The sequence below is a fragment of the Pseudarthrobacter sp. LT1 genome, assembly GCF_035621795.1.
Lineage (GTDB): Bacteria > Actinomycetota > Actinomycetes > Actinomycetales > Micrococcaceae > Arthrobacter.
The window spans coordinates 42,157-68,602 of sequence record NZ_CP141831.1 but is presented as its reverse complement, the minus strand read 5'-3'; the positions used below and the strand labels follow the sequence as shown (position 1 = coordinate 68,602).

Here is a 26,446-nt window from a genome sequence, read left to right as displayed (position 1 = left end):
GCGAGTGGGCTCCAGTTCTATGGACTCCAGTCAACCGGCGGCGGCACCGTAACCAGCCGCGGCGTGTAGTCCTGTGCCCGGTCAAGGAATGCGTGCTGCCGTTGGCAGTTTTTGAAGGGGCCGGCGGCGGAGAACAGCGTGCGGGACTGTGGGTCCCAGTGCTGGACCCACCAGGCCGACATGGTGTTGTCCTCGTCAGCCTGCTTGTAAGCCTCGAATAGGGACTTTAAGCGGGCTACAGCTTCTGGGTGTTGCCACCACTCAGGGCACCAGTGCCGGCCGGTGGGTTCGTCGGGAACCGCTTCAACATCGTGGACGAACATTTCAACCCACATGACAAACTGCTGGATCAGTTCGGCCTCATCCACTCCATCGTCTTGCTCATGGCCGTGCTGGGTCATACCTGCACCTTCCTGACAATCTCTCCTGCAGCTGCCTTATCTGACTTGATCTGATCCGCATCAGCACGTTCCCACCACGGCATGAGCTTCACTACCGCAGGGGCGACGTTGCTGTAGTGCATGAAGGCCTCCCCCACTGGAAGCTGCTGGATCTCGTTCCCACGGATCACAGGCCGCTCTTCCTCACTGATGGTCCGGGAGGATCCACCGCGGCCCTGGGAGGTGGAGACTCGTTCCTTGCGGGTAGTCCCCGCGGCCCGGGCGATCCTGTCCAGCTCGTCGAGCTCTTCCAGGCCCGGCAGGAACAACCTGATCGAGGAGGTTCCACGGATTGCTGTGGCGGCTTCATTGCCCCAGCGTTGCCGGTTCTGCGCAAAGGACTGGCTGAACCCGATGATGCGGATCCCACGACCGCCGGAATCCGACAGCGCACTGGCCATGTCCGGGATGGCGGCGACGTTCGGCGCCTCGTCCAGGACCATCGTCAGCACCGGCCACAGCCGGCCTCCGGGCATGGACTGGGAAATGCGCTGGGCTTTGCGGAACATGAAGTCGGCGAACATCGCCACCAACGGTGCGACCGGTGAGCGCTCCCCGTCCGTGAGCAGGTACACCGTGTTCGGCTTTTCCAGGAACCTTTCCATATCGAATCCTTCACCCTCCGCAGGGCTGAGCATCTGCATGGCCTTCGGTGAGGACAACGGTTCGAGCAGCCCGGCAAGGGTTTCCTGGATTGAGTCCACCGTTTCGCCGGCCCGTGAGGTGGTGAGGGCCCGCAGGCGGTCCGAGAACGCTGCGGGAGCGCCGTGGTCAAGCAGAATTTCCAAGGGCTCCTTATCCGCGAAGTTGTTCGACCAGCGCACCACGTCTTCGATGTTCTTACCACCCAAAGCAGCGGCGTGCAGGAACCGGCCAAGGACGGCTGAGGCCTTGGAGTTGAAGAAGTCCCCGTTCTTGACGTTGCCCATGGGCTGGGCGCCTGCCCAGGCCTTGGCTCGCGCCAGTGCCTCGTCGGGATCCTCGCACCCGGTGATGACGTTCCACCGGACCTTGTTCGGCCACCCGGAAATGTCCTGAAGGTCGAACACGGACACATCGCCCTTGCGCTGCCGGGCAACACCGGTCAACATCGGCAGGTCATTCTTGGTGGAAGTGGCGATCACGGCACCTGGTGCGTCCAGGACGATCCCGACGGCCAGGAACAGGGTCTTACCGGAGCGCTGCGGGGCGAACACCCACATGGAGTCTTCGTGCTGGACGTAGAGCGTCTGTCCGTCGAGCTTGCACAGAGCGACAATCATCTCTTCTTCGGTGGCGTCGTCCGGGAGTTCCAGTGACTGCTTGGCCTTGGCCAAGGCGGCTTTTTTGCCCATCCGCTTTTCGAGGTCCTTGTAGCGGGGCAGCCCGTCGTCGCGGTGCTTGTTCCCGCCAAAGAGGGCCGTGAGCATTCCCGCGCCGACGAGGGCCAGGACAGCGAGGACGATCAGGATCCACGTGGCTGCACCGGGCCAAGCGAATTCGCCGGCCTTGATCTTTGCCGACAGCGCGGAGAAGTCGGTCCAGGGCATCCCTGTGGGTGTCAGCAACTCTCCCAGGAATGCCGATACCCAGCCGAGAACAACCAGGACGATCACGATGACGGCCAGGCCGATTTTCATCACTGAATCCGTGGACATACGTTTGGTCGCGCTCATGCTGCTTCCTCCTGGGTGTCGGTTTCGTGCTGGTTGATGGTGGCCGTGGATTTCATGGCCTTGTCGGTGTCGGTGAGTTCGATTTCCAGGGCGCTGCGGACGTGGATGGCAATGAAAGGATCCTTCCCGCCGATCCGCATCATGCAGGTGCCTTTGGTCAGGGACGCGATATCGGCCGCGGACCCGGCGGGAAGGTTGAACATCCTCTCGCACGCCCAGGCGTCATCGGATTTTTGCTGCTTGTAGAGCAGGACCGTTCCGCACTCTTTGAGCATGGCGATGGCCGGGGAGTCTCCGGGAATGTCGGAGATGTGGTGGAACGCGAACATGCACGAGAGCGACAGGGCCCGCGAAAGCTTGGTGTTGCGGCGGGTGACCTTCGCAACGGAGCCTTGGACGGTGTGCCAGGCTTCTTCGATAACCAGGACAGTGGGGACAGGTTCTTCCTGCCGGTAGAGCGTGTTCGCCAGCCAGGTGTTGATGATCGTCATGACGATCGCCAGCGCCGGCCCGTCCTCCGGGAGCAGGGACACGTCAAAGACGGTCAGCCCTGCGTTCAGGGAAATTTCGGTGCTGGTTTCGCCGTCGATCAGGCCGGCGAGGTCATCTTCGATCATGCGTTCAAGTTCAAACGCGGGGTCCTGGCCCCACTGCCGGATTTCCTTCACGGACAGGTTCGAGGCCGCCGCGGCGTCCGCGTCGGGTGCGTAGAGCGCTGAGAGGACGTGGCGAATATGGGCGGTTTCGTTGTTCGCGGCCGCCGTGCGGAGCGCCTGTTTGTGGGCTATCCGGACGGCTTTGCCCTCCTTGGGCAGCAGCGGCCGGCCCAGGGCTTCTTCAACCACGGCACGGACCAGCATGGACTGACCCGCCGGGGTGGACAGTGCCGTGTCGTCGTGGCTGTCCTCGTTCAGCCGGGCAGCGATACGCGGGTCCAGGATGTTGATCTTGGCCCCTCCACCGCCGACCATGAACTTCACCGGCGTGATGCCCAGGCGCTGGGCGAGGGAGGTGTATTCCCCGCCGTTCTGGTCCAGCTGGTACTTCTTGTCGATCACCACGACGCGGCGGCCCAAGAGCAGCTGCCGCAGCACCGCCCAAGTCTTGATCCCGGAGGACTTGCCCTGGCCAAGGTCCCCGATGAAGCAGACGTTCGGGGATTCGAGCTCGTTGCCGTAGGACGTGAACGGGTCATGGACGACCATCCACCCGGAACCTGCATCGATCCCGAACGCCAGGCCCCGGTGCGAGGTCGGGGGCGAGGCAATGGCCATGTGCGAAAATTCCATCTGCCGGGTCGAGGACAACACACCAGGGGCGGCCGGATCGTAATACCCCAGCCGGGAGGCCCGCGAGCTCTTCCGCTCGCAATGCCACTGCACGCTCGCTGTGGCTTCGCGGCTGTCTTTTCCTGCACGGCGCTTGGCTGCCAGGGCATCTCCGGTAGCGGCGGCCACGCTGTTCTCTGCGGCTAGGCGCTGTTTCCGGGTCTGGGAACGCTTGGTGCGGCGGGATTTTGTGGTCAGGGCCCAAGGCATCCGCAGGCCTTTGATGAGTTTGGGGGTGTTCATCGGATTCCTCTCGTGAACGGCATGGTGGTGATCAAGGCCAGGTCATTGCGGTGATCCATCCAGTCAATGAATTCGATCCCGGCGTCCGCGGCCGCAGCCTCGATCAGATCGGCGGTGGCCAGCAGCTCGTCCTCTGATTCCACGGAGTAGGAGATGTAGAGCGCGTAGGAAGCGCCGTGGTGCCCGGAACCGGGTTTGAGGTCCAGGAGCCGCTGGGTGGAGGCGCCCATGAGGACTTCTTCGGATCCGTCGGTCACGACACCGGACTTCGCGACTTCCTTGCCCTTGGCCCGGTCCATGGCCGCGTCCGTGCGGGCTTTCCCCCGGGCGGTGCGGGCATCGGCCAGTTCCAGGACCATGGAGACGGTGTGGACCACGGCCGGTTGGATCCCGGAGACCAACGATTGCAGGGCGGAGACGGGGATTGCTTCGGGGCTGAACGCTGAAGCCGGGACGTACCCGGTGCGGGTGTGCCAGTGGCCGTTGATGACCACCGAAGAATCCGAGGAATCCCCGTCCATGTGCTGCCAGCAGTCGGCCAGGTCCGCGTTCTCATCATCGTCAATGTCGAAATCCGGGTCCTGCAGGTGCCGCAGGAGGGCTGCCATCTGTTCAGGTCCCAGGGTGCGGTAATCCTGGATCCCGCCCATCATCTGCGCCTGCGCCAGGGCGGTGCGGATTTCCTGATGGATAGCCAGCCCAAGGCCGGTGTCACCGCCGCCGAGCTTGGAGGCCTTCAGCGACAACGCAGCGGAGCGGGGAATGCGGAACGTCTCGTAGGTGCGGTGCTGCTCGGAACGGGACTGCAACGTTTGGACCAGGTCCCCGTAGGAAGTGATCAGCAGCCGGTTGATGCCCTGAGCCTGCTTGTCCTTGATCCACAGCAGGTGGTCGGTCGAATCCATCGGGACCGCGCGGGAGAGCGTCTGGACGTGGGTGATGAGGGATTGCCGGCGGGCCATCCGGGCCAGGAACTGACCGCGGGCCACGTACGCGGAGTCTTCCCGGTTTTCCTCCCGGATCCCGGAGGAAGAACCCATCACTTCCACGGTCACCGTGTAGTACGGGGTTTTGATCTTCCCGCCGTGACGGAAAACCGTCATCGGCCCCGTCGGGGTCTGCACAGTGAACGGGCGGACCGTCCCGACCATCAGCGGGGCATTGTTCCGGTGCTTCACCGGAACCTCGATCATGCCCTTCTCATCGGCACGGGCCCGATCAGCCTTAGAGGCTTTCACCATGCGGGTCTGGTCCCGGAACTTCACCGGGACAAACGTCGCGGACTTGTTCTTGCGGCGGGACCGCTGGTGCTGCCGTTCAACGATCAACGCCCCCAGAGAGCGGTACCCGGTAATCTTGCTCGGCGTGGTCAAGACCACCCCGAGCCCGACGATGGCCGCGGCCAGGATCAGGCCCAGCACGATCACGTCCTTGAGGGAAATGACCGTCACCAGTCCCAATGCCAAGGCGGTGCTCAGGCCGATCCATTCAGGACCGGTGCGGTTCCCGCCCCACAAACCACGCCGGGAAACCTCACCACCGACAACAACCATGCGTCCCATCAGACCTACTCCCCCGCTTCCTTACTGCCCGCTACAAACTGCTTCATTACCGGCCGCTGATGTGATCGGTATCCGGGGCCATCGAATGCACGCCCTGACGGCCGCGCATCGCAGCCTGCCGCGATGCTTCACGTCCTGCCAGGAGGAACGCTGTCGCACCGCCCGCGGCGATCTTGGCCGATCCCCGTGTGGCTGTTGCCGTGCCCTTACCGAAGGCGGCAGCGCCATTGCGCGCCGCTGCAGCAGCCTTCCCCGTCGGTGTCCCGGCCCGATCGTCCCGCTGAGCCTGGGCGATGGTGCGGGTATCAGGAGTTGGCGTTGGATCCTGGGCGCCGGACGCCTCCCGGCCGGCATGGCCAGCACTGCGACGGCCAGTCCCAGCGCCTGCCGGCGAGCCGGTCATACCGTTGTCAGGCCCGACAGGAAGGCCGGGACTACCTTGCCGCTGCCCTGCGCCGTTCGGGCCGACTGGGCCGCCGCTAGCCGGGCCGGACTGGGCTTGCATTGTGCGGCGTTGACGGATCATCGCGCCGATTCCGGCTCCGGCTCCGGCGACCATCGCCGCCCCTGCAATCGAGGGACGGTTGGCACCCAGCCCGGTAGCGGAAGAGGGAAGGATGGGGACGAACTTGAACAGCAATGCCGGCGAGAACGCCAGGACCACCATCGCGGCGGCCGCAATAAAGACAGATGAAGCGTTCACCAGCGCATCGCTGGTTCCCCCGCCTTGGAACGCGGGGCGGGAGGAAATGAAACTGAACAACGCACCCATGATCAACAGCAGCAGCGGCTTGGACAAAGCGATTCCCAGCCACAGCGACCCGACCTTGCCGACCCGGGCCCGGTGCTCCGGGTGAATCATGAATCCGAGCATTAACGCGATACCTACGCCCAGGAGGTACAGGGCGATCGGCGCCAGAGCGAAAAGCCCCAGGAGTGCCCACGCCCCGATAAACAGCAGGCCGAACAGCAGTACAGCTGCCAGCGGGCCGAAAACCCCGTTCGACTCATACGAGGCGAACCGGGAAATGGTCGTGGAGAAGGTCCCGATCTGGTTTGCCGTCCACGGGCTGATCGACTCCGTGAGACTGATCAGCGCGTTATTTGCCACGTAGCCCAGGACCGGACCGAACAAGGCCAGGAGAATCGCCAACGGCGCATACCAGAGCACGGACTCACGCATGGAGTCCGGATCGATTTTCTCGTCCGAGTAGTCCCGGAAGAGTTTGAAAAACATGAGGGTCAGCAGGATGATCCCAAGCCCGGAAAAGATCGCCCACGTGGTCCGGAAACCCTCATCGACGTCAAACTTCGAGACCTTCAACAGGTTCACCAGGACCTCGTTCGTGGCCGAGACGCCGGCCTCCTTGGTCGAGTTCGCAAACTTCTCAAACCCATCCTTGGCATTGGCGATAAAGGCCACCGTGTCCACCGCACCCAGCACGAACTGCCCACCAGGCTGGACCGCGATGGCGGTCCGCAGAACGGCGCCAGCTACGGGAGCGAACTTCTGAATAATCGACCCGCCCGTGCACCAGGTTGTACCCGTCAGAGGCGCTCCCGCAGAGGGCAGCGCGGCGCAGAACGACGCAGTGTCCCCGCCGTAGTCCAGAGACTTCTCCGGCGTCGTCAGGAACGTCTCAAAGGCCTTTGCCGCGACATTCTCACAATTGCTTCCGCCCATGGCCGCGTAGAAGGCCATGTCACCACAAGCTGTCTTGCCAAGCTCCAGGTTCAGCCTGTCCCGGATCGCATTCCTCTGATCATCGGGCAATCCCGCAAGGCGTTTCATCTGATCAGCGTTCAACTTCTCGGACTTCGTTATGTCGTCCGCTGCCTGAGCAGGTCCGGCGGTGATAACCCCGAGGCTGAGGAACAACGACAATAGGGCCGCGACCAGGCGAATCGTCTTATTAGCGCTTAGCGTTCGCATACTCAATCCACCCATCTCTGCGCACGTCCGCGAACACCGAGTTCACAAGGTCCTGGGTCAACACCGGAAAATCTCCAGTGGGTTCTCCAGGCGTCGCTCCAGCAGGTCCTCTGTCTTGGACGCGGCCGCCGAAATTCGGGTCATCGGCAGACTGTCGGGCGTCCGTGATCTTCCAGTCGCCATCCCAGGTCAGTTCCATCGGAACCGTTCCGAAGCCCCCGGCCGGAACGGTTTTGACCTGGGCATTCAAAGATCCGATGAAGACTTGAACCACAGCGCGCTTCTTCTCTTCGCAGCTGGCAACCCGGTACAGGCCGCCGGCAGCCACGTCGGAACGGGAAACCCACCCGCCATCGAAAGCGCCGGACGGCAGATTCTTGGTGGTGGTCATGAGGTCTCCCCCGGAAGTCACCTTTTCGAACCAGGGGCCCGGAACGGAAACCTCAGTCAGGGTTTTCTTTTGGTCCGCCCAGGTCTTCAGATTGACTTCCGATAGCAGCGGAGCAAAGTTGGCCGCTGCCTGGGCGGCGGAATCACACGTGCCGCTATAGCCGGTGATGGTCTTGCCATCACCGGCCGTTTTTGTTCCTCCTTCACCGATCTTGATCGTGGAGACGGGAAACCCGAACTTCCCGGACGCCTGAAGTGAGCTGGGTTCTTGTTCAGCGGAAGGTGTCGGACGGCTGATGAGGATTACGGCCACGGCAACGGCGACGATCACAACTCCTACCGCCGTAAGCGCCTTCCAGTGCTTCTGCATGGACTAGGCTCCCGCTGCTGCTGTGAGGGCAAGGATGCCGCCGATGATGACGCTGGCGCCGGCGACGGCGGCGAAGGCGATGCCGCTGCGCTTGGCGCCGTCTGCGCCGTCTGCAATGTCGTCGGAGTGGCCGCGCTGGCGGGCGACGCCCCACTTGCCCAAGTTCATCAGGAATGCGGCGGTAACCAGGATCAGGACCAACGCCCAGATGCCGCCGAGGATGAGTTGGATCGCGCCTTGGAACTTGACGCCGAAGACGTTGATGTTCGGTGTCACCCCGTCCAGGGGGTTGTTGGCGGCCGCGGGAACGATGACTTCGTTGACGATGCTCATGAACATGATGGGGTTTCCTATCGGTTGGTGAAGTGGTTAGGGGCGTGGGCAGTGCGGTTATCTACCTCGAGCAGGCCAGCAGCGATTTCGGCGGTCACGCGTTCGAAAGCGCGGCGGGCAGGATCGCCCACGAGCTGCCAGTCGATGATGGAGCCGTTATCGAGTGCCGCGTCGTATGGGATATCGATGATGGCCCGCACCGTACCTTCGAGCTGGGCACGGAGGTCCGCCCGATCGGCGGCTGAAACTTTCGCCCCGCCGCCCTGGGTCACGACGACCACGGCGTTGTTCACCAGGTCTTTGTAGTGCCGGTTCCCGGTGCGTTCGGTCATGGATTCGAGCTGTTCGATCATCCGGAGGGCTGAGACGACAGCGTTGCGCTGTAGCCGGACCGGGATCACGAGCTGGTCTGTGACCTCGATTGAAGCCAACCAGTTCTCGGAGCGGGTGTTGTTGCCGGTGTCCAGGACGATGGTGTCGTAAAACCGGCTAACCACTGTGTGGATCCGGTTGAATTCTTCGGCCCCAATGGACTTCATCCGGTCAGGGTCCTCGTCGGAGGCCAGGACGGAGAACTGATTCTTTCCCTGGTGGCGGGTGTAGTAGGAGAAGTCGCCTTTGCGGGCTTCGATGGTTTCGAACTTTTCCAGGACGTTGAGCAGGTCCCACACGGTACGGGTGGAGCCGTTTGCGTTGGTCCGCACACCAAGGGTGCCCATCATTTCGTTGTTGTCCCACACGATGGCGTGCTGGCCCGAGTGAATCCCGAAGGTGGAGCCGATCCCGACGCTGCACATGGTCTTACCGACCCCGCCCAGAGGCTGGGCGACCATGATGCGCATGGGCCGGGAATAGACCCGCTGGATCGCGGAGAGGTCCGTTCGGCGGGCCAGCTCGGCCGCGCCGACCTTGGGCTTGACCAGACCGAACGTCACTGCCCGCAGGAACGCCTGCCAGCCAGTGGCCGGGGGCAGTTCATCGTTCAAGTTGTCCTTTTGCAGCACCGAGGCGCTGCGCCGGCCGCTGACCAGCGGGGCCGGCGCAGCTGTTGCTGCAAGTGCCTTATCCGGTGCTGACTCGGAGACGGCGGCCTCTGCCGTTTCCGGGGTGTTGTCCTCTGCGCTGGTTTCCGGATCGAGCAGGCTGATGGGGGCGCGTGACTTCCGCTCTGCGCCTGACCAGTTGGTACTCATCGGGTCTTCCTTTCATTCGCGGGGTTCTGACTTCTGGAAATCTGTGGGACAGGTTCCTGGAACAGCAACGGGGCAGCCGTCGCGATTGCTTGTGCCGGTCCCGGACTGTCCGGGTTGGTGAGCGGATCTGTGAACAGCGGTGCCGTGCCGAACTCATCCGCGCCGGTGGCCGGGGCATTCATGGGGCACTCACCGGGCTGATCGAGGTCACAAGCCAGGGATCGTCCTGGCCGATGCGGTGGAGCATCATCGTCCAGGGCCCGGCGTCCGTGTCGAAGGTGGCGGTCACGGTCATGGGGTTCTGTGCTTCCCGGCTGATCGCCGGACCGTCGGTGACGGTGGAGAACGGGACTTGGGCCGGGTCGATGTAGCGGGCATCCTCCTTGTACTCGGCGGCGAGCATGGGTTCGAGATCCCTGAACCAGGTCTTCTCTTCCACAGTGGGACGGCCGAACAGGGCCATGGCCTTTCCGGCGGTGTCCTTGACTGTCTGCTCTGCGCCGGCATCCCAGGTGACGTTAGGGCCGTCATAGTGCTCCGTGGCTTCGTCGTGGTCATGACCGTCACCGGTGGAATTCCCGTCAGCGTCGGCTGTGATGGTCGGCGCGGCCGTCGCGGTGGCCGTGCTGTCTGCGGTGGGGGTCCCGGCGCAGGCCGTCAGTAGCGCTGCGGCCGCGAGCAGCGCCGGGGCGAGTGCGGTTCTACGCATCACAGGATGCCTTTCTCTTGAAGGATCGGGGTGGGGTCGATGGTGGCGTTGATCGGGATCATCGGGTTCGGCAGAGCCCCGGCATAGAACTCCATGTGCGTGTGCCGGCCTGAGACGTTTCCTGTGGCCCCTTCGATCCCAAGTGGAGTCCCGGCAGCAACGATGTCGCCTTCCTTGACCTTCAGGGACCCGGCCTCCATGTGGTACATGCCGATGGTCAGCTTCCCGTCGAGCGTTTGCCCGGTGACACCGGTCCCGAACTGGCCGTCGAGGTTGCGGATCTTCACGATCTTCAGATCCGTGATCGCCAGGACCGTCCCGGCATGTCCCGGGGTGGAGAAATCGATGCCGTAGTGGAAGTTCGCCAGCACTCCCCCGGCAGTGCCGGGCGGGGCCGGCCGCGGGCCGTAGCCGCTGGTCATGTCAGCCCCTGGCAGAGGCTTGACCCACTTGCCGGCAATGTCCCCGACAACCTGGTTCCCCTCGGCCGGGCACACCCCGGAGGGATCCACCAACGCTGCGGATTCCCCGCCGAGGGCTTTCACGATCTGCGTGGCCTGCTCCCGGAAGCGGGTGTAATGGTTCGGGTCCGCGTTCCGCTGCGTGCGGTGAATAGCGATGGTCGGTTCGAGGGTTTCCCAGCCCTCGACCTTCTGCAGGGCCTTGAAGAAGTTGGTCGCGCTGGTGTGAGGGTCCATACGGTCCTCATAGGAACCCCACGCACCGTTCGCCCGCTGCTGGAACAGCCCGCGGGAGTCAGGGCCTGCGCCGTCCCCGAAATCAATGACCCGTAACGATGACTCACCAATGGCAGCCTGGACACCGATCAACTGGGCAGCCACCGGCAGCTTCAAATCAGCCGCAGCCTTCATAATGGCGGCCGCGTTTTTCATTTGCTCACCGTCGAACCCGGCCACTGTGCTGCCGGAAATCGTTGAGGATGCCGGTTCAGCTGCGGTCCCAGGAGCGACACAAGCAGAAGCCGCCTGGGCCGGAGAGCCGCCATCGTCAAGGACCACGACAACGAACCCCAATGTAAGGGCGGTAGCGACAGCAACAGTGCTAGCAGCTCGACCGACTGTCAAAGACATGCCGCCCCTCCCCTGGGCTAATCCGGGGCCTATTCCCCCGAGCGGAAAACCCATCCCGGCTAAACTCAGCCCTAAGGCTAGGATGGAAAATAAGACCATTAGTTAAGTGTGGTTGAAAACTTAACTATTGGGAGCATCTTAGCAGAATCTGTTGCGCCCGTCTTGTCATGTTCGGTCCGTCCAAGGAGTGTTTGTGCCCGTCTCAGCCTCAGAGTTCAAGAGCTGGCTGGACGCCCAGTCCATCAGCACTTCCCCTGCCGCTCTGAGCGCCCTGACAGGCCTACATCGCGGCACTCTGGGCAACCAGTTGCGGCGCGGAAACGTTGCGGAATCGACAGTCGTTGCCGTGGCGCGGGCGTCCGAAATGAACGTGCTGGAAGCGCTGGCTGCCTTTGACCCATACAGGGACATGTACACCCGGCCGATCGAGCCCACACCAGCAGAAGTGCTAAGCCAGGTCCATCACGCCGATCTGATGGCGGAGCTGCAGTTCCGCACCTCCAAGAAGCACTATCCACGGGATCTTCGGAAACATATCCCGCTCATAGACTTTCCGCACGAAGGCTCCAACCGGGCCTGGATCGATGCCATCGACCCTGGCGAACTGCGGCACCGCATGGCCGAAGAAACGGGCATGGCCCTGACCTACATCTTTACTCAGCTGACCGAAAACAAGCTGACACCGCCGCTGGCAGTAGCAGCCTCCAGAGCAGCGGGGACCTCTTTCGCATCGGGTCTGGTCGTTATCGGCCTCGTGTTACCGGCCGAGGGTGGTTGGCAACCCCGTGCGCGCGAGGATGAGCTACTTGAGATTTCCGATGATGCCCTAGTGGAGCTGATCTCAGGCAGGATCAACCTGCTGCAGCGACGGGTCAAACAGCGCAAAGAGGCCCGGGAATACGCGGAGAAAATGACGGAGCTGCTCGGGTGAATCCACTGTCCGTTGTCCCTGTGACGCTGATGCTCATCCTCTTGGGAAGCCTGACTTTCAAGCGCATCAACACACCGGCCACCGGCTATCAGCACGCCCTACGGGGCAAGGCCAGCAGCATTGCCCTGTCGGGAATCTTCCTCACGATCGGTTACCTGCTCCTGCTGCCGCCGGTGTATTACCCGCTGGATTCGATGATGCCGATCCACAACGCAACCGACCTCATCTCGAAGTATTGCGCCCTGGTAGCTGTTGCGTTCCTCGGCGGCCACCTAAGCCTCGCCTACGGCTCGTCCTTTGCACGGCGCTGGACCGTCGGAGCGCCTGGGGCTGCAGTGCTGGGGCTCGTGTCGGCCGGCCTTCTCTGGACCGTCCTGGCCACAGACGCCCCCTATTCATCGCCCCAGATGCTCGACTTTGCCACCCAGCCCAGCGTCCGCATCAACATCTGGCTGGTGCTCTTCTATGTGGCTTACGTCGTCTTTCCTCTTGTGCGGCCGGCCTACCTCGATTCCAGAAACAACCCACTGCGCACAGGCCGCACGGCGTCCGGAATGATTGCCGCGGGCTTCACACTCTCGCTGCTGCGCGCGGGTGCCTACCCCATCGAGTGGTTTGGGGCCGGAGATGTGGTTTACCTCTACATGCTCGTTTCCTACGCATCCACCGCCCTGGTCGTCGTAGGCCTTGCACTCTTCGCTTACGCCCGCAGAAAGCGCAAGGTTGAGGCCGACCTGGGCTCCGCCCTCTCCCTCGATTAGGAAGGCAGCAGCAGAATGACCACTCCAGAAAAAGCGCAGAAAGCCGTTCAGAGCGTCCTGGCGGAAGTCCCGCGGGAGCATGAGGCTGCTTATCGCGTCATCTATGAGGCTGTGAAAGTTTGCCTGCTGGCCGGCATGGACCGGCGCGCAGCTGCCAGCTACCTTGGAATTTCCCGATGGCGTATTGACGGCCAGGGGCGCTATTTCAGGTCACTAAAGGCTACGGGGGACCTGTTTCGCAGCGCATTCTCCGGCGGAGCAGGAGAGAGCGAGGCGAGCCCCAAGGCGGTTGATGCCATCGTACGGCGCGCCTGGAACAGATAATCGAACAGCGGGTCGTCCCATATCTAAATTTTCCAGTTTTTATGACATATTGGAGCAATGAGCTCACGCAATCTGTCACACGGCGGTCAAGAAAGCTGCGCGCGCACAATAGTTACAACGGGACGCCGAGTCCCTGCCCGAGACGTCAGCCACACGTTTAGCAAAGCACCGGGGCCCGAAAGAATCCCCGAGCCCACGGGCGTGTCTGGAAACCTTAGCCCTAGGGCTAAGGCTAGGGTGAGCCATATGGGAACCGTTCTTCGCCGCCAACGCGGCACTGGCATGAACAATGTGCAGGCCAACTACTCGATCCCGCCCCACTGCAAAGACCTCGTACGCGAAGTCTCAAGGCGGATGGGCCTCAGTGACTCGCAGGGCTTGGAACAGATCCTGATTCACCTCGAACTCGAAGCAGACGGCCTGCCCGCATGGGCAGACCGCGACAGCCTGCAGGAGGCATTGCCTATTGCGAAGGCCAGTTAAATAGCTGAAGGCCCGCACAAGGCGGGCCTTCACTAAGTATCCGTTCAGATCCACGTTTCCTGGCAGTTACAGCGATCTGAACTATTCAGCAGCTTCCTCATTCGAGGACGCTCCCGTTTTCACACCCTCCTTACGGAAAGGTCTTGTTCCCCATGGTACCGGAAGTCAATTCCGCGTCAACGCATGCCCGTGAGAGTGTCGCCGCCGTACGTCAAGTCACGCCACAAGACGCCTGGGTCCTGGCACCACTGATTGCCGGTCAGCCGTCCTACCGTCTGGGTCGGTGGATCGGCGCACGGTTCCAGTACCCCCGGCCCGCGACCCCGCCCACGATCACGGCATCACTGCCCGAACGACCGGCAGCAGTGATGATCCACGGCGTGGACGGCTCCGTAGCCACGCTCTGCATCGACCTAGATACCTCCAAGGCAGTGAAGGGCGTCGTTGAATCAGACGCGGCACGGCTTGGAAAGCTTCTCCAGGAAGCAAACGTCAGCTTCGTGGAGGACTTCTCCCCCAGCGGCGGCAGGCACATCTACATCCCACTGCAGGAACGGCTTACCGCGGCCAAAGCCCGAGACCTCATCGAGGCCCTCGGCCTTCTGGCGACGAGCCTGGACCCAAGCCCGCACCAGAACATCACCGACGGGTGCATCCGTGTCCCTGGCTCCAAGCACAAGGCCGGCGGCCACCAGACTCTCCTCACTCCCCTGTCGCAGGCCTACGCCACCCTCCGCGTCCGCAACTCCCCGCGCGCACTAGCAGCCCTTCGAACTGCGTTGGCGCCGGAGCTGGCCCGCCTCCGCGTCCTCAAAGAACGGCAGGCCAAAGCAGCGCCAACAGCCAGGTCTACTGCTGCGCAGCTGCCCATCGCTGGTCACAGCGAATCTCCGCTGCGGCGAATCGCACGTACCGGTCTCTACGACACAGCCAAGTACGCCAGCCCCTCAGAAGCACGCATGGGCGTACTCAATCACTTCTCCGCGTGTGGGTGGGCCCTGGAAGACGTACAGAACGAACTCACCGGGCAGTTCCCGGGCCTAGCTGCCCTGTACGGCACGCCGGCCAAACAGGCACGGCTGCTGCCCACTGAATGGGCCAAGGCCCAGGCCTTCACCAATGCCCGCGAAGCCCAAAAACGCAGTCCCCGTAAAACAGGGAAAAACAATGCCCTTATTAACAACACAAGCCCCACTAAACCCACAGGGGGGGCACTCAACGCTAGCTCTGCATCAATCCACCAACTGGTCAACGATCTGGAAAACATCCTGTTCGCTGTACTGGATCACCGGCTGGCAGCTAGAGGCCGGGAAGGCCTCAGCCTCCGCCTGCTGATCCGTGGACTGCTGGGGTACATGCGCGCGAAAGAAACCGACCTTCTCGACGTTGGGTGCCGCACTCTCGCGGTCGCCCTGGGCAAACACCACGTCACCATTGCGCGGCTGCTGCCGATTCTGGCCCAGGCCTCAGATGGCATTCTCACCAAAGTGGCGGACGCGCGTCACAAGGCAGCCGACGTCTATCTCATCCAGCTGCCTCAACACTATGAACAACTGGCCAGGGAACTGATGTGGCGCAAGGGCCGCATCCACGCTGTGCGGCCCGTGTTCCGTGCCCTAGGAGACGTCGCAGCTCTCGTATACGAGTCCATCGAACGAGCCCGCCACTCCCCCACCACCGCTGACGTCGTGCGCTCCACCAGCATTAGCCGCAACGCCGTGACGGCAGCCCTTACCGAGATGGAAGCTCTCGGCATGATCCGCCGGGACAACGGCCAATGGAAGACCGTTGCCATCGATCTCGCCAATCTGGCCGCGCGACTGGGCGTCTTGGAGGATTACCAGGCGCACATACGTCGTAATCGGCTGCAGCGGGCCTCCTGGCACGCGTATCTGGATCGTTTTCTCACGAGTCAGGTTGGCGAACATGAAGCCTGGGACCAGGAGCGGGACGAATACTGGCTGCCCCCTGACGAAGTGACGCTGTGGCGGGTGGCCTGACCGTGCCTGGGTGTAATAAATCCATTAGGTATAAAAGGTATATAAGCTTCACTGCGTGTCCACGAAGCTCCAACCGCCCGATTGTCGGGTCATGACCGAGGGGCCTTGGAGACTTCACCCGCCATACCCGGGATCACGGCGAAGCTTGGGACCAGGAGCGGGACGAATACTGGCTGCCCCCTGACGAAGTGACGCTGTGGCGGGTGGCCTGACCGTGCCTGGGTGTAATAAATCCATTAGGTATAAAAGGTATATAAGCTTCACTGCGTGTCCACGAAGCTTCAACCGCCCGATTGTCGGGTCATGACCGAGGCCTTGGAGACTTCACCCGCCATACCCGGGATCACGGCGGGGATCACGGCGGGGATTTATATCCGTTAGGGGTATTAGGTATAAAAGCGACAAAGGAGCTACTATAGTTTTTATACCTAATGACTATATAGCGGATGCTCATCGTGGTCCCCGTCGAGCCGGTGACTCCACAGCGGTCCCGGGATGTTAGGGCCAATGGCGATATTGTCTCCTATGGACACCGTGTCGCTATAAGTCCTAATAGGGATATTGGCTATATTCGTTCCATCACTGATTGGAGATTCCATGGCAGCGACCATCTATGCGCTCATCAACCAAAAGGGCGGCGTCGGCAAGACGACGGAAACGTACAGCCTCACCAGAGCTTTGGTTGCGTCCGGAAAGCGAGTCTTGGCCATAGACGCCGACCCGCAGGGAAACCTCAGCGGCATCCTGGCAGCAGACAACGTGGAAGCGGACCAACTCACCTTTGCTGACGTGCTGCTGGGGGAGAGGGTCCAAGACGTCGAAGTCGACGGCATCTGGGGAGGACTCGCCGTTCTCCCCGGCAACTCCAACACGACCAAAGCAATCCAGCAGCTACACACCGAGCACGGCCGCGAGTACCGGCTCAAAGAAGCCCTGGCGGACAGCCTGGACCGCTACGACATAATCCTCATTGACTGCGCACCCAGCCTAGAGCTGCACACCATCAACGCGCTTGCAGCGGCGCACCGCGCCCTGGTGATCTGCCAACCCGGCAAATTCTCCCTCGATGGGTTGAGCCAGCTGCAGCTGAGCTTCGACAGCGTCTCCCGGTACTACAACCCCCTGCTGACAGTGGCGGGCGTGATAGTCAACGGAAACCGCAACACCCTGACCCACAAGGCATGGATAGCTGACCTCGCCGAAGCCTCACCGTGGCGGGTCTTCACGCCCTACGTGCCGTATTGGAGCGTCATCCAAGACGCCATGGAAGCCGGCGTCGGCCTCGACGAGTGGCCCGGAGACGACAAAGCGCGGCAAGCCTACGAAATCTACGCACGACACCTCGCGCATCTGGATGAAATCGAACTTCGTGCACACCTGGAAAAGATGTTCCCAAAGCACGACTACAGCACCCTGGAGAGCTGACATGGCACAACGACCCGAACGCCGAAAGAGCACCCTCGGGGCTGCTCACCCAATCGAGCACCAAAACAACCAGGCGCCTGTGATGAAAAATCAAGAGGATCCGGGGCCGCAGCTCATCACAGACCAGGCTCCTTCGCCTTCGCGCGCGCAGGATCCAGCCGCGCCGGCTGCTGCGCCGAAGGTTGCCAATAAAGCCGGCAAAACCCAGCCGAAAGGGGCCTTCTACGCGGACGAGGATGAACTAGAACGCATCCGAGCCGCATGGTTTCATACTCCGACCACCGCGGCCGAGCGGGAAGCCTCCTTCTCGGACTTCCTTCGGGAAGCCGCCCTCGTGAGGATGCAGGGACGCGAGAAGACTTACAACGGAGGCAACCCGTTTCCCCGCGTACCGTCTGGAAAAATCGCACGCGGCCGAAGGTAGGCAAAAGGTCTTTTGTCGCTATTAGGTCTAATGCCGACAATAGAGCTGCTGCTAGGGAATGTGGTGCCTGGCTCACAGCCACAGAACCAGAGTCCCTTAGCCTTGATCCACCGATCCGCGGTTGGTCCTGATGGATTTCGGGGTCGGTCGCGGATTCTGGTTTCGGGCATGGCAGATCGCCGGCCTCGCTGCCGGTGGTGTTCCACTGGATGTCCTGATCGGGCCGTTTCCGGCTGGCGGGTGGGGTTCTTATGCCGCGGTGGGCGGTGCGTGGACGGTGTTGAAGAGCTCTTCCCACGGGGTTTTCCAGGGCCAGGCTTCGGGCAGGTGAAGGCGGATGCGTCGGGCGCTGCTGGCGATGCGGGCCGGGACGTGGATGAGTTTGCGGCGGATCGTGCCGGTGCGGGCCTTGCTGAAGGGCCCTGCGGCGAGGAGTCCGGCGGCCCGGGTGAGGTTGTAGGCCATGACCGCGGCAACCAGCCAGGCCGAGTTCGCGGCGAAAACACCTGAGGGCATATGGGCCAGGGCGCTGTCCTTCAGATCTGCATTCACCTGCTCAATCTGGGCGTGTTTGCGGTGGATCTTGTCCGCTGCGACGGTGTCCAGGACCGTGGCGTCCACGGTGGTGAAGAACGCGTGGTGCCGGTGTGTTTCGAACAGGGTGGGTTGTCCGTCGCCGGCCTTCCGGTTCAGTTCCGGGATCCGGCGCACCACCAGCCGGCCGCTGATCTGCTCGGCCTTCGTGCGGGAGCTGAACGCGGTGAACACGGTCTCGGCGACCTCGGCCTTCGAAACCCAGGTATTGGTGGTCTCATCGAAGACCGCGTCGGTGTATTCGATCGTTTCCCACGCCGACTCCGGAATACCGGCGATGGCGCGCTTGACGGCCGGGTCCATGCGCACGGTCACCGACACCTCCGCGCCGCCGGCAAGCGCCGCGGAAACCGCCGCCTGCCCGTAGAAGGCCGAATCGAAACGGCAGAGCACCCGCCCGCCGCTCTGCAGACGTTTGAGCGTGGACAGGGCATCGGTGACCAGGCGTTTGGCTCCTCGGGCCGAGTTCGCCGCGCCCTTGCGCAACCGCTGGGCAGCGATCACCGGGGCGGTGTCTTTGGTGGAGACCGTGGCCAGCAGGGCGTTCAGCCCGCGGACCCCGGAGTACCCGTAGCCGGAACCCTGCTTTTGGTAGCCGTGGACCTCGATGATCGTGTCGTCCACATCGACGAACACGAAGTCCGCCGCCCCGGGACGACCGAGCAGCGGGGCCCGGGTCCCCAAGCTGGCCAGGAAACGGGAGGCGACAGCGTCCAGTTGCCGCACGTGCCCGAACGTGAAGGAGCGCAGGAACGAACCCAGCGTGGACGGCGCGTAGCAGGCGGTAAATAGCCGCTTCATTCCGCCGTGGCGCAGCACGGCCATGTCATCGATGCTGTCCGCGCCGGCGACCATCCCGGCGACCAGGGACGCGACCTTCAGCCCGGCGTTCGCACCCTTGTCCGTCGGGACCGATAGCCATTCATCGGCCAACTCATGCAGCCCGGCGTCCCGGGCCAACGTCATGACCGGCAGCAGCCCGGCCGCCGACACGAGGTTCGGCTCATCGAACGAAACTGACAACACGGCAGGCCTGTGGGAAACTTGCACCTACGAGATGCCTCTCTTTTCGGTGAAAAATGAGTTCTAGACAAGCTTCATTTTCCTTGAAAAGACAGGCATTCTCGGTTTAAACCGCCGTCAGGATCCCGATCCACATCGGTGGATCAAGGCTTAGAGAGCGCTGTAAAGTTTGGCCCGTAGATTGGGGGACGCCATGGTGGCGAACAGTTTTGAAACGCTGAAGAAGGTCATCGAGGACAACTCAGAGGCTGACCACTTCTTCCGTGCGGTGCACGAGTGGGGCGTAGTAGCGGTGGAGGAAGATCCCCTCCAGGAAGGCGAATGCGTCTGCGGGCAGCAGGATCTCCGATACATGTACACCATCCAAAATCGCCACAATGGACGGACGCTGGAATACATCGGCAGCACGTGTGTAGAGCACTTTGAGAGCAGCGAACTGAACCTTCAGATCACCACGTTCAGGGGTCTGTTCGATCTCAGAAAGAAGATTATCGCGGGAGAGCGGATCTTTCTCGAAGCGGATTTCTCCCGCGACATTCTGCGGTGGCTGTACGAAGCGGGCGCCTTCCCAGCGAACCGGTTCAACAACAACAATGGTGAAAACGACTACCTGTTTCTTCTAGACATGTTCAACAAGCACATCAAAGACAACATCACGCAGCCGCAACAGAGGAAGATTTGGGGATTGCTGAACTATACGGTGAAGCCGTTTGTCAGCAATCACCCAGCCCTCGGTTAAGTCGGGGGAGCGCGGAGCGCGGCCCGATCTGGCTAAGGCGCCATTTCGTTTCTGGACGAGTTCAGTTTGCGGTGGGGGAGCGGGGCGGCAGGTGCCGGTACAGGCTGGTCCGCGACAGACCCGTCTTGGTGACGATTTCGCGCATGGTCTTCCCTTTGTCCCGCAGCATCACGGCATGTTCGAGCTTGTCAGGATCTACGACGGATGGCCTGCCCGTGCGCCGGCCGTTGGCTGTAGCCACGGCCCGGGCATGCGCCGCGCGTTCGGCTGCATAGGTTCGCTCCATTTCCGCGAACAGGGCCAGCAGGACCACTGCCAGTTGCGCCATGGGACTGTCGGGAGACGATGTATCGATGCGCAGAGGATCGGCTAGTGTCCGGATCCCCACTTCACGCTCTTTGAGCTCATGCATCAGGTTGAGCGTATCCCGCACTGTTCGCCCCAAGCGGTCCAACGTATGCACAACGATTACATCGCCGGCCCTGGCATGCTGCAGCGCAGCGTGAAGGCCGGGCCGATCCCTTGTGGCCCCCGACCGCTTATCGGAAAAGACCGTCGTGACGCCGGCGGCCGCCAAGGCGTCCAGCTGCCGACTCAAATCCTGCTTGGCGGTTGAGACCCGCGCGTATCCGATATCCATTCCCGCACGGTACCGAAAGTTGTTCTCGTGACGGCACATTATGGCGCACGTTTTGGCATAACATCCGGGACGATCAAGTTACGTGCAGCTACGCGGGTTGAGCCGCCGGGGAATGTCCCGCATTGTCCTGTCCCAGTTCTAAGGAAGTGGAACGCTAGATCACCAAGGGGTGTGCCAGGAAGCCGATACGGTGCTTGTGGCATGAATGCAGACAAGACAAACCCCGAGTGGTTGTTCGGCAACTTCTCAACTAGTGGTCAGAATTGGCCTGCATCCGCTTCATAAAGTTGTTGATTGTCTTGACGGCTTGTTCTTTTTCCCATCGTGGGGAACTGAGAGGTACTCCCCGCTGATGTAGGTGCTGATCAAGAGGATTGCCAGGGTCGGTTTGGCGCCAAGAGCGAAGGAGATCGACGACGTCATATCCGAGTGAGGCAGCGTTCTCCAGGATCATGAGGTCCTTACTGGTTATTAAGGCGACAGGCGCGCAGGATTCTTGAGACAACTCGGGCATCGATGAGAGACGTTCAATTACTCGATGATGGACGGTGGGGTTCCAAGGTAAGCCTGTCTGGGCTGTTACGACGAGTGGTATGAATGTGAGCTGCCCCGGACGAGATTGTCCTTGGCGGTCAGGCTCTGCCTGCTGAAGCAAGCTAATGGTGGATGCTAGCTGTTTGGCCTTCCGCTTCGTCAGTACGCGATCTAGCTCGGAGTCCAGGTCATCAGCGTTGGCTTTTGCAAAGACCACGGGCACCGGAATGGGCGTGTCTGTCACCTCGAAGAGAAGCCAAGTTTTTCCTACCCGCACTGCGTAGTCGCAGATCTTGGGCATATGTCTCCTAGAGCCAAATCTTCGTTGCAGGTGGATCTCGTCGAGAACCTGGACCTTGGCTCTTGAGAATATGCGCCGCAAGGTAACGCCTGTTTCATGCTCGAGAATGTCGGTCGTGCATTGATGGAATGCTTCATCCCGCTTGGTGCCGTGTTTTTTGTCGAATGCTTTGAGGTGGTGGCGGACGTCGAAGAAGGTGACCTCGCTGAGGGCCCTCTGGATGACGAAGTTGGGGCTAAGTACCAGGAACTCCCCAGATGCCAGCTGGACGAGCGGAAAGCGTCGGAACGTGTTGAACGCGTAACGGGAACCGCCGGAGGTTGTTATGTCCTTCTGGATCTGGGCGCGGAGCTCAGGCACTGTCCGAGACGTGGCGCTGAGAAAGTGTTCCGTTGCAGCTGGCGGCAGCCCGAGCGTGTCAAAAAACTTGCTAGGGAAGCGGACGAATTTGTGTAGGGCTGCTTGGGCGTAGACGTTAAATGCGACTGCGGCAAAATCGGCTAGTTCGACCCCTGTTGCCTCTTTGAAGAGGTCACGCGGTTCTCCGCCAACAGCGTCCGTGGTGGGCGTCCGTTTCGGCCAGTCTTGAAACCAAGTGCGTTCAATCCAGGAGAGCTGATGCCCAACCCACATGGACTTGTTGAAGTGGAGGTTTGCGATTATCTCACCCGCAAGTTCTGCATTCACTCCTCCCCAAGTTTCGCCGGCGGGATCTCCGGCGCCGCTTTCGTCGCCAATTCCGAGCAGACAGCAGATCAGGGCGTCGAGGCCATCAGTGGTGTCAGTCGGCGGACCTGGCGGGCAATAAGAGAGAGCTTCTCCTGCCGCGAGCAGCAGGAGCTGTGGGGCAAACATTTTGTCGCCCAGCGTTGACGCGATGCTAAGGCGGGTCCGGATTTCTGGGTGCACTATGGAGGCGATCCAACGTTGATCTACCTCTGTGTCAGCGTCGGCTGTCGTGCTTATGTCTATGTCGGTGAGGATTTGAGCAATCAAGCTAAGTGCCTGCTCGTCCGCAATCCTGCTCCAGAGCTGAATCCGGTCTTTCTTCCGTACCTCGACACCCATGACGTCGGTTGCTGCTGCATACACGCGGACAACAGACCCGTGAGGGGGGAATGGTGAGATTGCCTGAGCGGATACCACGCTCCATGGATTAATCAGTGAGAATGGCAGGTCTATCTTTGTTCGAACAGACATGTATCTCCCCGGTATCTCCTTCATTCAGACCTGGAGGGGTCCAGGGAAGCCATGGCGGCTGTTCCATATCCAGCCATCGGCCAGTGCAGGAGCCCCTCATCCTGCACCCACGCACTACCTGAACCAAGGAAGGCGAGCTTGCAGCGTCCCCGAGCGACTCTTGGTCAATCACCCCGGTCAGCTCGGACCGGCATTTCCCATTCCTTGGGGATGTCCACAAAGATTGTATCGGGTCCCCTCCGACGCGAAAGGGCATTGATGACCCCAAACAACAGCATTAGTAACCCTGAAACTCTCAGTACGGCAGATTGCCAACGTGATCTGAGATGGTTTCATGCGGTGGGACGGACTCAGCGTGGACCCCAAGTACCTTGAAGCTCTCTTCGCCAAATACCCGGAGCGTCTGACGACTCAGCACCTCGAAGAACTCTTCGGGCTCTCTCGAAACACGGTGTACCGCTGGTTGCAAACCGGAGTGATTCCTGCTTACCAAGTCGAGAAGACGTGGTTGGTCTCCAGAGACCAGGTCAAAGACTGGGTTTGGGAAAACCGGAACACACTCAGGAAGGGCCAGGCGCCGGGAGTGAATGAGGACCAGCCATAGAGTGAAGCGGCTGAGTGTTTCAGATGTACGTCCTAATATCTGAATCATGACCTTTACGTACACCTCCACCGAGCTGGCAGAAATCGGTGAGAGCATTCCGGCCCGCGCCTACGAGGCCGGCATTTTGTTCGTGCCTGGTGCAAAGATTGAGGGTGAAAGCCATATAGCTCTCAATGGCAGCGACCTCAACGTCGACGAAGCCATCCGGATGGCAGCCAAGGTTGGGGCGGCATTTATCAGCTCTAGTGATTCCACCTTCGAAGTGCAGAACTATCTAGATGAGCTTGTCGATGACCAGGAAAATTTGTCCGCTCGGGCCAAGAAACTGATTGAAGCTGCCCGGCAGTACAACGGACAACACCAAAGTGTGACGGTAGTCTGGGCCGCCCAAGGGCTGCTTTATGAGTGGCACGCTGGTACTGATTGGCTCGTTCCGTTCCTCAACGAGCTGCACGACGCGGTTGAAGAGTCAGAGGAAGAATCCAATGAAGCCCAGCGGGAACGCCTGACCGAGTATTACACCAACATCCAAACGGCGGCGACAGTTCTGGCTGAATCCCGTAAATACCGCGGCGAACAAGTGGGCAAGCGTCGGCACCTCATGGCAACTATCATCGCTGAAGCTGGAATGGACGAGATCGACGACATCACCTTGTCCCATCGCGTCATGCCCGAAGCTAACAGGATAGTAAGTGCCAAGGTTTACGAGTTTGAGCAGGACTTCCGAGCTCGCAAGGCGGAGATAGCCGAGGAACTTAGGAACTTCCCTGCATGGCAAGTGGTCTACTCCAAAGCGGAGCGAAAGGCTGCGGCCATGAAATTCCTGACCAAGAAAGCCGACGGCCATCGGCTGAGCACGGACTTGGCCGTCGAGATTAGCGATGCTGCAGCGAACCCCGTCTACGTATCGCGCTACTGACTGGATATCAATGAGGACCAGAATGGCCACGGCTGCACAGTCTGCGTCTGGCTTCAGTCGGACTACCCAGAGCAGTTACTGACAAGCTCTGCAGGGGTTCACCAGTGGGCGAAAGAAGTGGTCAAGCAGCCCGTAGCCCCCATCTAGACTTGGAGGCGTGTTTGCCTTCCTTCAGCTTAGAAAAGCCTGTCTTCCAGCATGGGCGAGTCTATGAGGGTAGGCGAGGCTTTCACTGTCGGTGGTCATTGGTCTACTGGCTATGAGGAGCCGCAATACCGCAGCCACAGGCTACAGAGGGCGTGCCGCCCCTTTTTCCTTTCCGTATGTCATCAAAGGGGCGCGTCGTGGACGATGTAGCAGAACTTGAGTCGCTGCCAGTCGAGCAGCTGATCGAAATGATCCGCGAGAAGACCGGCGCTGGCGTTAATCTTTCGTTTCCAGGCAAGGTCCTGGCGCGGCAGCTTGGCCGCCGAGTGCGTCCGCGCAACCAGCGCACTGTGAAATCCCTCAGCGCCGGGGACGAGCACGGCAAATCTCGGAACTTGGTAATCGAGGGGGACAACCTTCAAGCCCTTGCCTCGCTTTACCGTGAACGCGGGCAAATCGACATGATCCTCACCGACCCGCCGTACAACACCGGCGGTGACTTTCGGTACAACGACAAGTGGGATAAGGACCCCAACGACCCCGACATGGGCGAGTTCGTTGGGAGCGACGATCCCGCGAAACACACAAAGTGGATGAAGTTCATGTACCCGCGGCTGCAGATGATGCGCGCGATGCTCAAGCCCTCAGGCGTGCTCGCCATCTGCATCGACAGCCGTGAGCTGTTCCATCTCGGCCAGATGCTCGACGAATTGTTCGGCGAAGAAAACCGGTTGGCGATCATCAATTGGCAGAAGTCTTACTCGCCCCGCTCGGACAACCGTCACGTTTCTACGGCTACAGAGTACGTCCTCGTGTACGCGAAGGACGAGCGGATCGCGAAAACCGGGCTGCAGCCCCGCACAGCCAGCATGGATGCCCGCTACCGCAACCCCGACAACGACGCGCGCGTGTGGAAGGGCGAGAACTTCTCGGGCCCTAAGGCACTTACCCACCAGGGAATGGTCTACGGCATCCAGTCGCCGTTCACGGGCGAAGTCCACTACCCACCTGCCGGCAAGTGCTGGCGGGCGCCGCAGACGGACGCCCTTCGATGGCTCTCCGAATGGGGCATCGACTACGAGCTACGCGATGTAGACGACGCGGAGATTCGCGCTGGCATCATCGGGATCTCCCCGGCAGAGACGCGCATGGTTCGCGCGGTCATGGTGAAATCCGACCTCGACGACACCCAAGAAACAGCGGAAAAGCGTCGTGAGGCTGGCGACTGGCCACGTCTCATATTCGGGCTCGATGGAAAGGGCCGGCCCCAGCAGAAGAAGTACCTTGAGGACGTAAAGCAGGGCCGCGTGCCGATGACCTACTGGGCCGACGACGATGTAGACGAGCCGGACGCACTCGGCGACGTCTCCTGGGACCATGAAGAGTCAGGCCACAGCCAATCCGGCGTCAACGAGCTGACGGCGATCGTAGGGCCCGGGCACGGATTCGAAACCGTGAAGCCGATGAAGCTCATGACCAAGCTCATCCAGATCTGGTGCCCCCCGGCAGGGACGATCCTCGATCCCTTCGCAGGGTCCGGCACCACGGGACACGCGGTCCTGAAGCTCAACCACGATCAGGGTGCCGACCGGCGCTTCATTCTCATTGAGCAGGGCCGCCCGGACAACGGTGACTCGTATGCGAAAACCCTGACCGTCGACCGACTCAAAAGAGTGATCGACGGTGGATGGTCGAAGAAGAAGCACGCACCGCTCGGTGGCGGCTTCACCTTTAAGACGCTTCAGAAGAAGGTCGACGCCAAGACGCTCCTGCTGATGGAGCGGGACGAAATGATCGACACCGTCATCGCGTCCCACTCAAGCACCGGCAGCCGTCGATCGGCCTCGCTCATCCCGTTGACCGACGGCGAGGACGATGAGCCATATAAGTATCTGGTCGCTAAGAACGCGAGCAACGAGGGAATCTACCTGGTTTGGTCGGGTGCAGGGTCTAACACTGATCTGACCGAAGAGGTTTACGAAGCGATCACGGAGGAAGCCGACAAGGCCGAACTGGCCGAGGTCTACCACGTTTACAGCCGGCGCAACCTGCTCGTGACGGACGACGTGGTCTGGTACCAGATCCCTGACCGGATCCTGTCCGACTTCGGACTGGACGTCCGCACCGAGTCGTTCACCGAGGAAGGCTGA

24 protein-coding genes are annotated in these 26,446 nt (G+C 61.3%); 11 read left to right on the top strand and 13 right to left on the bottom strand.

Features of this window, described 5'->3' with window-relative positions:
* Nucleotides 1-17: 17 nt before the first annotated feature.
* From VIK36_RS22050 to VIK36_RS22005, 10 genes are all read right to left on the bottom strand, one after another.
* The gene (locus VIK36_RS22050; RefSeq protein WP_166843112.1) at nt 18-401 is read right to left on the bottom strand and encodes a DUF4913 domain-containing protein; all 384 of its coding nucleotides are present in this window, start codon (nt 399-401) and stop codon (nt 18-20) included.
* Nucleotides 398-2,095, bottom strand: coding sequence for a type IV secretory system conjugative DNA transfer family protein (locus VIK36_RS22045; protein WP_166843111.1), 1,698 nt, complete (start codon nt 2,093-2,095; stop codon nt 398-400). Before VIK36_RS22045 ends, VIK36_RS22050 begins: the two co-directional genes overlap by 4 nt.
* Nucleotides 2,092-3,666: an ATP-binding protein gene (locus VIK36_RS22040; protein WP_166843110.1), complete on the bottom strand. Its 1,575-nt coding sequence runs from the start codon at nt 3,664-3,666 to the stop codon at nt 2,092-2,094. Before VIK36_RS22040 ends, VIK36_RS22045 begins: the two co-directional genes overlap by 4 nt.
* Entirely contained in the window at nt 3,663-5,228 is a 1,566-nt protein-coding gene (locus VIK36_RS22035; RefSeq protein WP_166843109.1) for a hypothetical protein, read from the bottom strand. The genes VIK36_RS22040 and VIK36_RS22035 overlap by 4 nt, the downstream gene beginning before the upstream one ends.
* 46 nt (nt 5,229-5,274) lie before the next feature.
* On the bottom strand, nt 5,275-7,161 hold the full coding sequence (locus VIK36_RS22030; RefSeq protein ID WP_324645364.1) for a hypothetical protein: 1,887 nt from the start codon (nt 7,159-7,161) through the stop codon (nt 5,275-5,277).
* Complete coding sequence (locus VIK36_RS22025; protein WP_166843108.1) at nt 7,142-7,921, bottom strand: hypothetical protein; 780 nt, start codon at nt 7,919-7,921, stop codon at nt 7,142-7,144. The genes VIK36_RS22030 and VIK36_RS22025 overlap by 20 nt, the downstream gene beginning before the upstream one ends.
* Nucleotides 7,922-7,924: 3 nt before the next feature.
* Nucleotides 7,925-8,254: a hypothetical protein gene (locus VIK36_RS22020; RefSeq protein WP_243753418.1), complete on the bottom strand. Its 330-nt coding sequence runs from the start codon at nt 8,252-8,254 to the stop codon at nt 7,925-7,927.
* Nucleotides 8,255-8,271: 17 nt separating this feature from the next.
* Entirely contained in the window at nt 8,272-9,447 is a 1,176-nt protein-coding gene (locus VIK36_RS22015) for a MinD/ParA family ATP-binding protein (protein ID WP_166843106.1), read from the bottom strand.
* A 178-nt stretch (nt 9,448-9,625) separates the two neighbouring features.
* Nucleotides 9,626-10,156 carry a hypothetical protein gene (locus VIK36_RS22010; RefSeq protein WP_166843105.1) on the bottom strand — a complete coding sequence of 177 codons (531 nt, stop codon included), beginning with the start codon at nt 10,154-10,156 and terminating at the stop codon, nt 9,626-9,628.
* Nucleotides 10,156-11,049: a M23 family metallopeptidase gene (locus VIK36_RS22005; protein ID WP_324645363.1), complete on the bottom strand. Its 894-nt coding sequence runs from the start codon at nt 11,047-11,049 to the stop codon at nt 10,156-10,158. The genes VIK36_RS22010 and VIK36_RS22005 overlap by 1 nt, the downstream gene beginning before the upstream one ends.
* Nucleotides 11,050-11,440: 391 nt before the next feature.
* Here VIK36_RS22005 and VIK36_RS22000 point away from each other — a divergent pair, with 391 nt between their 5' ends.
* The 7 genes from VIK36_RS22000 (at nt 11,441) to VIK36_RS21970 (ending at nt 17,595) form a co-directional block, all read left to right on the top strand.
* Entirely contained in the window at nt 11,441-12,178 is a 738-nt protein-coding gene (locus tag VIK36_RS22000) for a hypothetical protein (protein WP_166843103.1), read from the top strand.
* Nucleotides 12,175-12,939 (top strand): hypothetical protein, encoded by a 765-nt coding sequence (locus VIK36_RS21995; RefSeq protein ID WP_166843102.1) that lies wholly within the window; start codon nt 12,175-12,177, stop codon nt 12,937-12,939. Before VIK36_RS22000 ends, VIK36_RS21995 begins: the two co-directional genes overlap by 4 nt.
* 15 nt (nt 12,940-12,954) lie before the next feature.
* Nucleotides 12,955-13,263 carry a hypothetical protein gene (locus VIK36_RS21990; RefSeq protein ID WP_098937225.1) on the top strand — a complete coding sequence of 103 codons (309 nt, stop codon included), beginning with the start codon at nt 12,955-12,957 and terminating at the stop codon, nt 13,261-13,263.
* Nucleotides 13,264-13,509: 246 nt separating this feature from the next.
* Nucleotides 13,510-13,746: a hypothetical protein gene (locus VIK36_RS21985; protein WP_166843101.1), complete on the top strand. Its 237-nt coding sequence runs from the start codon at nt 13,510-13,512 to the stop codon at nt 13,744-13,746.
* A 152-nt stretch (nt 13,747-13,898) separates the two neighbouring features.
* Nucleotides 13,899-15,746, top strand: coding sequence for a hypothetical protein (locus VIK36_RS21980; protein ID WP_166843129.1), 1,848 nt, complete (start codon nt 13,899-13,901; stop codon nt 15,744-15,746).
* A gap of 597 nt (nt 15,747-16,343) precedes the next feature.
* Entirely contained in the window at nt 16,344-17,171 is an 828-nt protein-coding gene (locus VIK36_RS21975) for a ParA family protein (RefSeq protein WP_166843100.1), read from the top strand.
* Between the two features lies 1 nt (nt 17,172).
* The gene (locus VIK36_RS21970) at nt 17,173-17,595 is read left to right on the top strand and encodes a hypothetical protein (protein ID WP_324645362.1); all 423 of its coding nucleotides are present in this window, start codon (nt 17,173-17,175) and stop codon (nt 17,593-17,595) included.
* Nucleotides 17,596-17,844: 249 nt separating this feature from the next.
* On the opposite strand, the gene VIK36_RS21965 is transcribed toward VIK36_RS21970, so the two are convergent.
* Nucleotides 17,845-19,239: an IS1380 family transposase gene (locus VIK36_RS21965; RefSeq protein ID WP_324645007.1), complete on the bottom strand. Its 1,395-nt coding sequence runs from the start codon at nt 19,237-19,239 to the stop codon at nt 17,845-17,847.
* A 166-nt stretch (nt 19,240-19,405) separates the two neighbouring features.
* Here VIK36_RS21965 and VIK36_RS21960 point away from each other — a divergent pair, with 166 nt between their 5' ends.
* Entirely contained in the window at nt 19,406-19,951 is a 546-nt protein-coding gene (locus VIK36_RS21960) for a hypothetical protein (RefSeq protein WP_166843098.1), read from the top strand.
* A gap of 61 nt (nt 19,952-20,012) precedes the next feature.
* On the opposite strand, the gene VIK36_RS21955 is transcribed toward VIK36_RS21960, so the two are convergent.
* A complete protein-coding gene (locus VIK36_RS21955; protein ID WP_166843097.1) occupies nt 20,013-20,591 on the bottom strand; it encodes a recombinase family protein in 579 nt (192 codons plus the stop codon).
* 250 nt (nt 20,592-20,841) lie between these two features.
* Nucleotides 20,842-22,518: a hypothetical protein gene (locus VIK36_RS21950; protein ID WP_324645361.1), complete on the bottom strand. Its 1,677-nt coding sequence runs from the start codon at nt 22,516-22,518 to the stop codon at nt 20,842-20,844.
* Nucleotides 22,519-22,981: 463 nt separating this feature from the next.
* On the opposite strand from VIK36_RS21950, the gene VIK36_RS21945 reads away from it, so the two are divergent.
* The 3 genes from VIK36_RS21945 (at nt 22,982) to VIK36_RS21935 (ending at nt 26,446) form a co-directional block, all read left to right on the top strand.
* Entirely contained in the window at nt 22,982-23,230 is a 249-nt protein-coding gene (locus tag VIK36_RS21945; RefSeq protein WP_324645360.1) for a helix-turn-helix domain-containing protein, read from the top strand.
* Nucleotides 23,231-23,276: 46 nt separating this feature from the next.
* Entirely contained in the window at nt 23,277-24,149 is an 873-nt protein-coding gene (locus VIK36_RS21940) for a hypothetical protein (protein ID WP_166843094.1), read from the top strand.
* Nucleotides 24,150-24,493: 344 nt separating this feature from the next.
* On the top strand, nt 24,494-26,446 hold the full coding sequence (locus VIK36_RS21935) for a site-specific DNA-methyltransferase (RefSeq protein WP_166843093.1): 1,953 nt from the start codon (nt 24,494-24,496) through the stop codon (nt 26,444-26,446).

Excerpts from the sequence above, each read along its gene's own strand:
- VIK36_RS22050 (WP_166843112.1), bottom strand. The coding sequence starts at position 401 with ATGACCCAGCACGGCCATGAGCAAGACGATGGAGTGGATGAGGCCGAA.
- VIK36_RS22045 (WP_166843111.1), bottom strand. The coding sequence starts at position 2,095 with ATGAGCGCGACCAAACGTATGTCCACGGATTCAGTGATGAAAATCGGC.
- VIK36_RS22040 (WP_166843110.1), bottom strand. The coding sequence starts at position 3,666 with ATGAACACCCCCAAACTCATCAAAGGCCTGCGGATGCCTTGGGCCCTG.
- VIK36_RS22035 (WP_166843109.1), bottom strand. The coding sequence starts at position 5,228 with ATGGGACGCATGGTTGTTGTCGGTGGTGAGGTTTCCCGGCGTGGTTTG.
- VIK36_RS22030 (WP_324645364.1), bottom strand. The coding sequence starts at position 7,161 with ATGCGAACGCTAAGCGCTAATAAGACGATTCGCCTGGTCGCGGCCCTA.
- VIK36_RS22025 (WP_166843108.1), bottom strand. The coding sequence starts at position 7,921 with ATGCAGAAGCACTGGAAGGCGCTTACGGCGGTAGGAGTTGTGATCGTC.
- VIK36_RS22020 (WP_243753418.1), bottom strand. The coding sequence starts at position 8,254 with ATGAGCATCGTCAACGAAGTCATCGTTCCCGCGGCCGCCAACAACCCC.
- VIK36_RS22015 (WP_166843106.1), bottom strand. The coding sequence starts at position 9,447 with ATGAGTACCAACTGGTCAGGCGCAGAGCGGAAGTCACGCGCCCCCATC.
- VIK36_RS22010 (WP_166843105.1), bottom strand. The coding sequence starts at position 10,156 with ATGCGTAGAACCGCACTCGCCCCGGCGCTGCTCGCGGCCGCAGCGCTA.
- VIK36_RS22005 (WP_324645363.1), bottom strand. The coding sequence starts at position 11,049 with ATGAAAAACGCGGCCGCCATTATGAAGGCTGCGGCTGATTTGAAGCTG.
- VIK36_RS21990 (WP_098937225.1), top strand. The coding sequence starts at position 12,955 with ATGACCACTCCAGAAAAAGCGCAGAAAGCCGTTCAGAGCGTCCTGGCG.
- VIK36_RS21985 (WP_166843101.1), top strand. The coding sequence starts at position 13,510 with ATGGGAACCGTTCTTCGCCGCCAACGCGGCACTGGCATGAACAATGTG.
- VIK36_RS21980 (WP_166843129.1), top strand. The coding sequence starts at position 13,899 with ATGGTACCGGAAGTCAATTCCGCGTCAACGCATGCCCGTGAGAGTGTC.
- VIK36_RS21975 (WP_166843100.1), top strand. The coding sequence starts at position 16,344 with ATGGCAGCGACCATCTATGCGCTCATCAACCAAAAGGGCGGCGTCGGC.
- VIK36_RS21970 (WP_324645362.1), top strand. The coding sequence starts at position 17,173 with ATGGCACAACGACCCGAACGCCGAAAGAGCACCCTCGGGGCTGCTCAC.
- VIK36_RS21960 (WP_166843098.1), top strand. The coding sequence starts at position 19,406 with ATGGTGGCGAACAGTTTTGAAACGCTGAAGAAGGTCATCGAGGACAAC.
- VIK36_RS21955 (WP_166843097.1), bottom strand. The coding sequence starts at position 20,591 with ATGGATATCGGATACGCGCGGGTCTCAACCGCCAAGCAGGATTTGAGT.
- VIK36_RS21940 (WP_166843094.1), top strand. The coding sequence starts at position 23,277 with ATGACCTTTACGTACACCTCCACCGAGCTGGCAGAAATCGGTGAGAGC.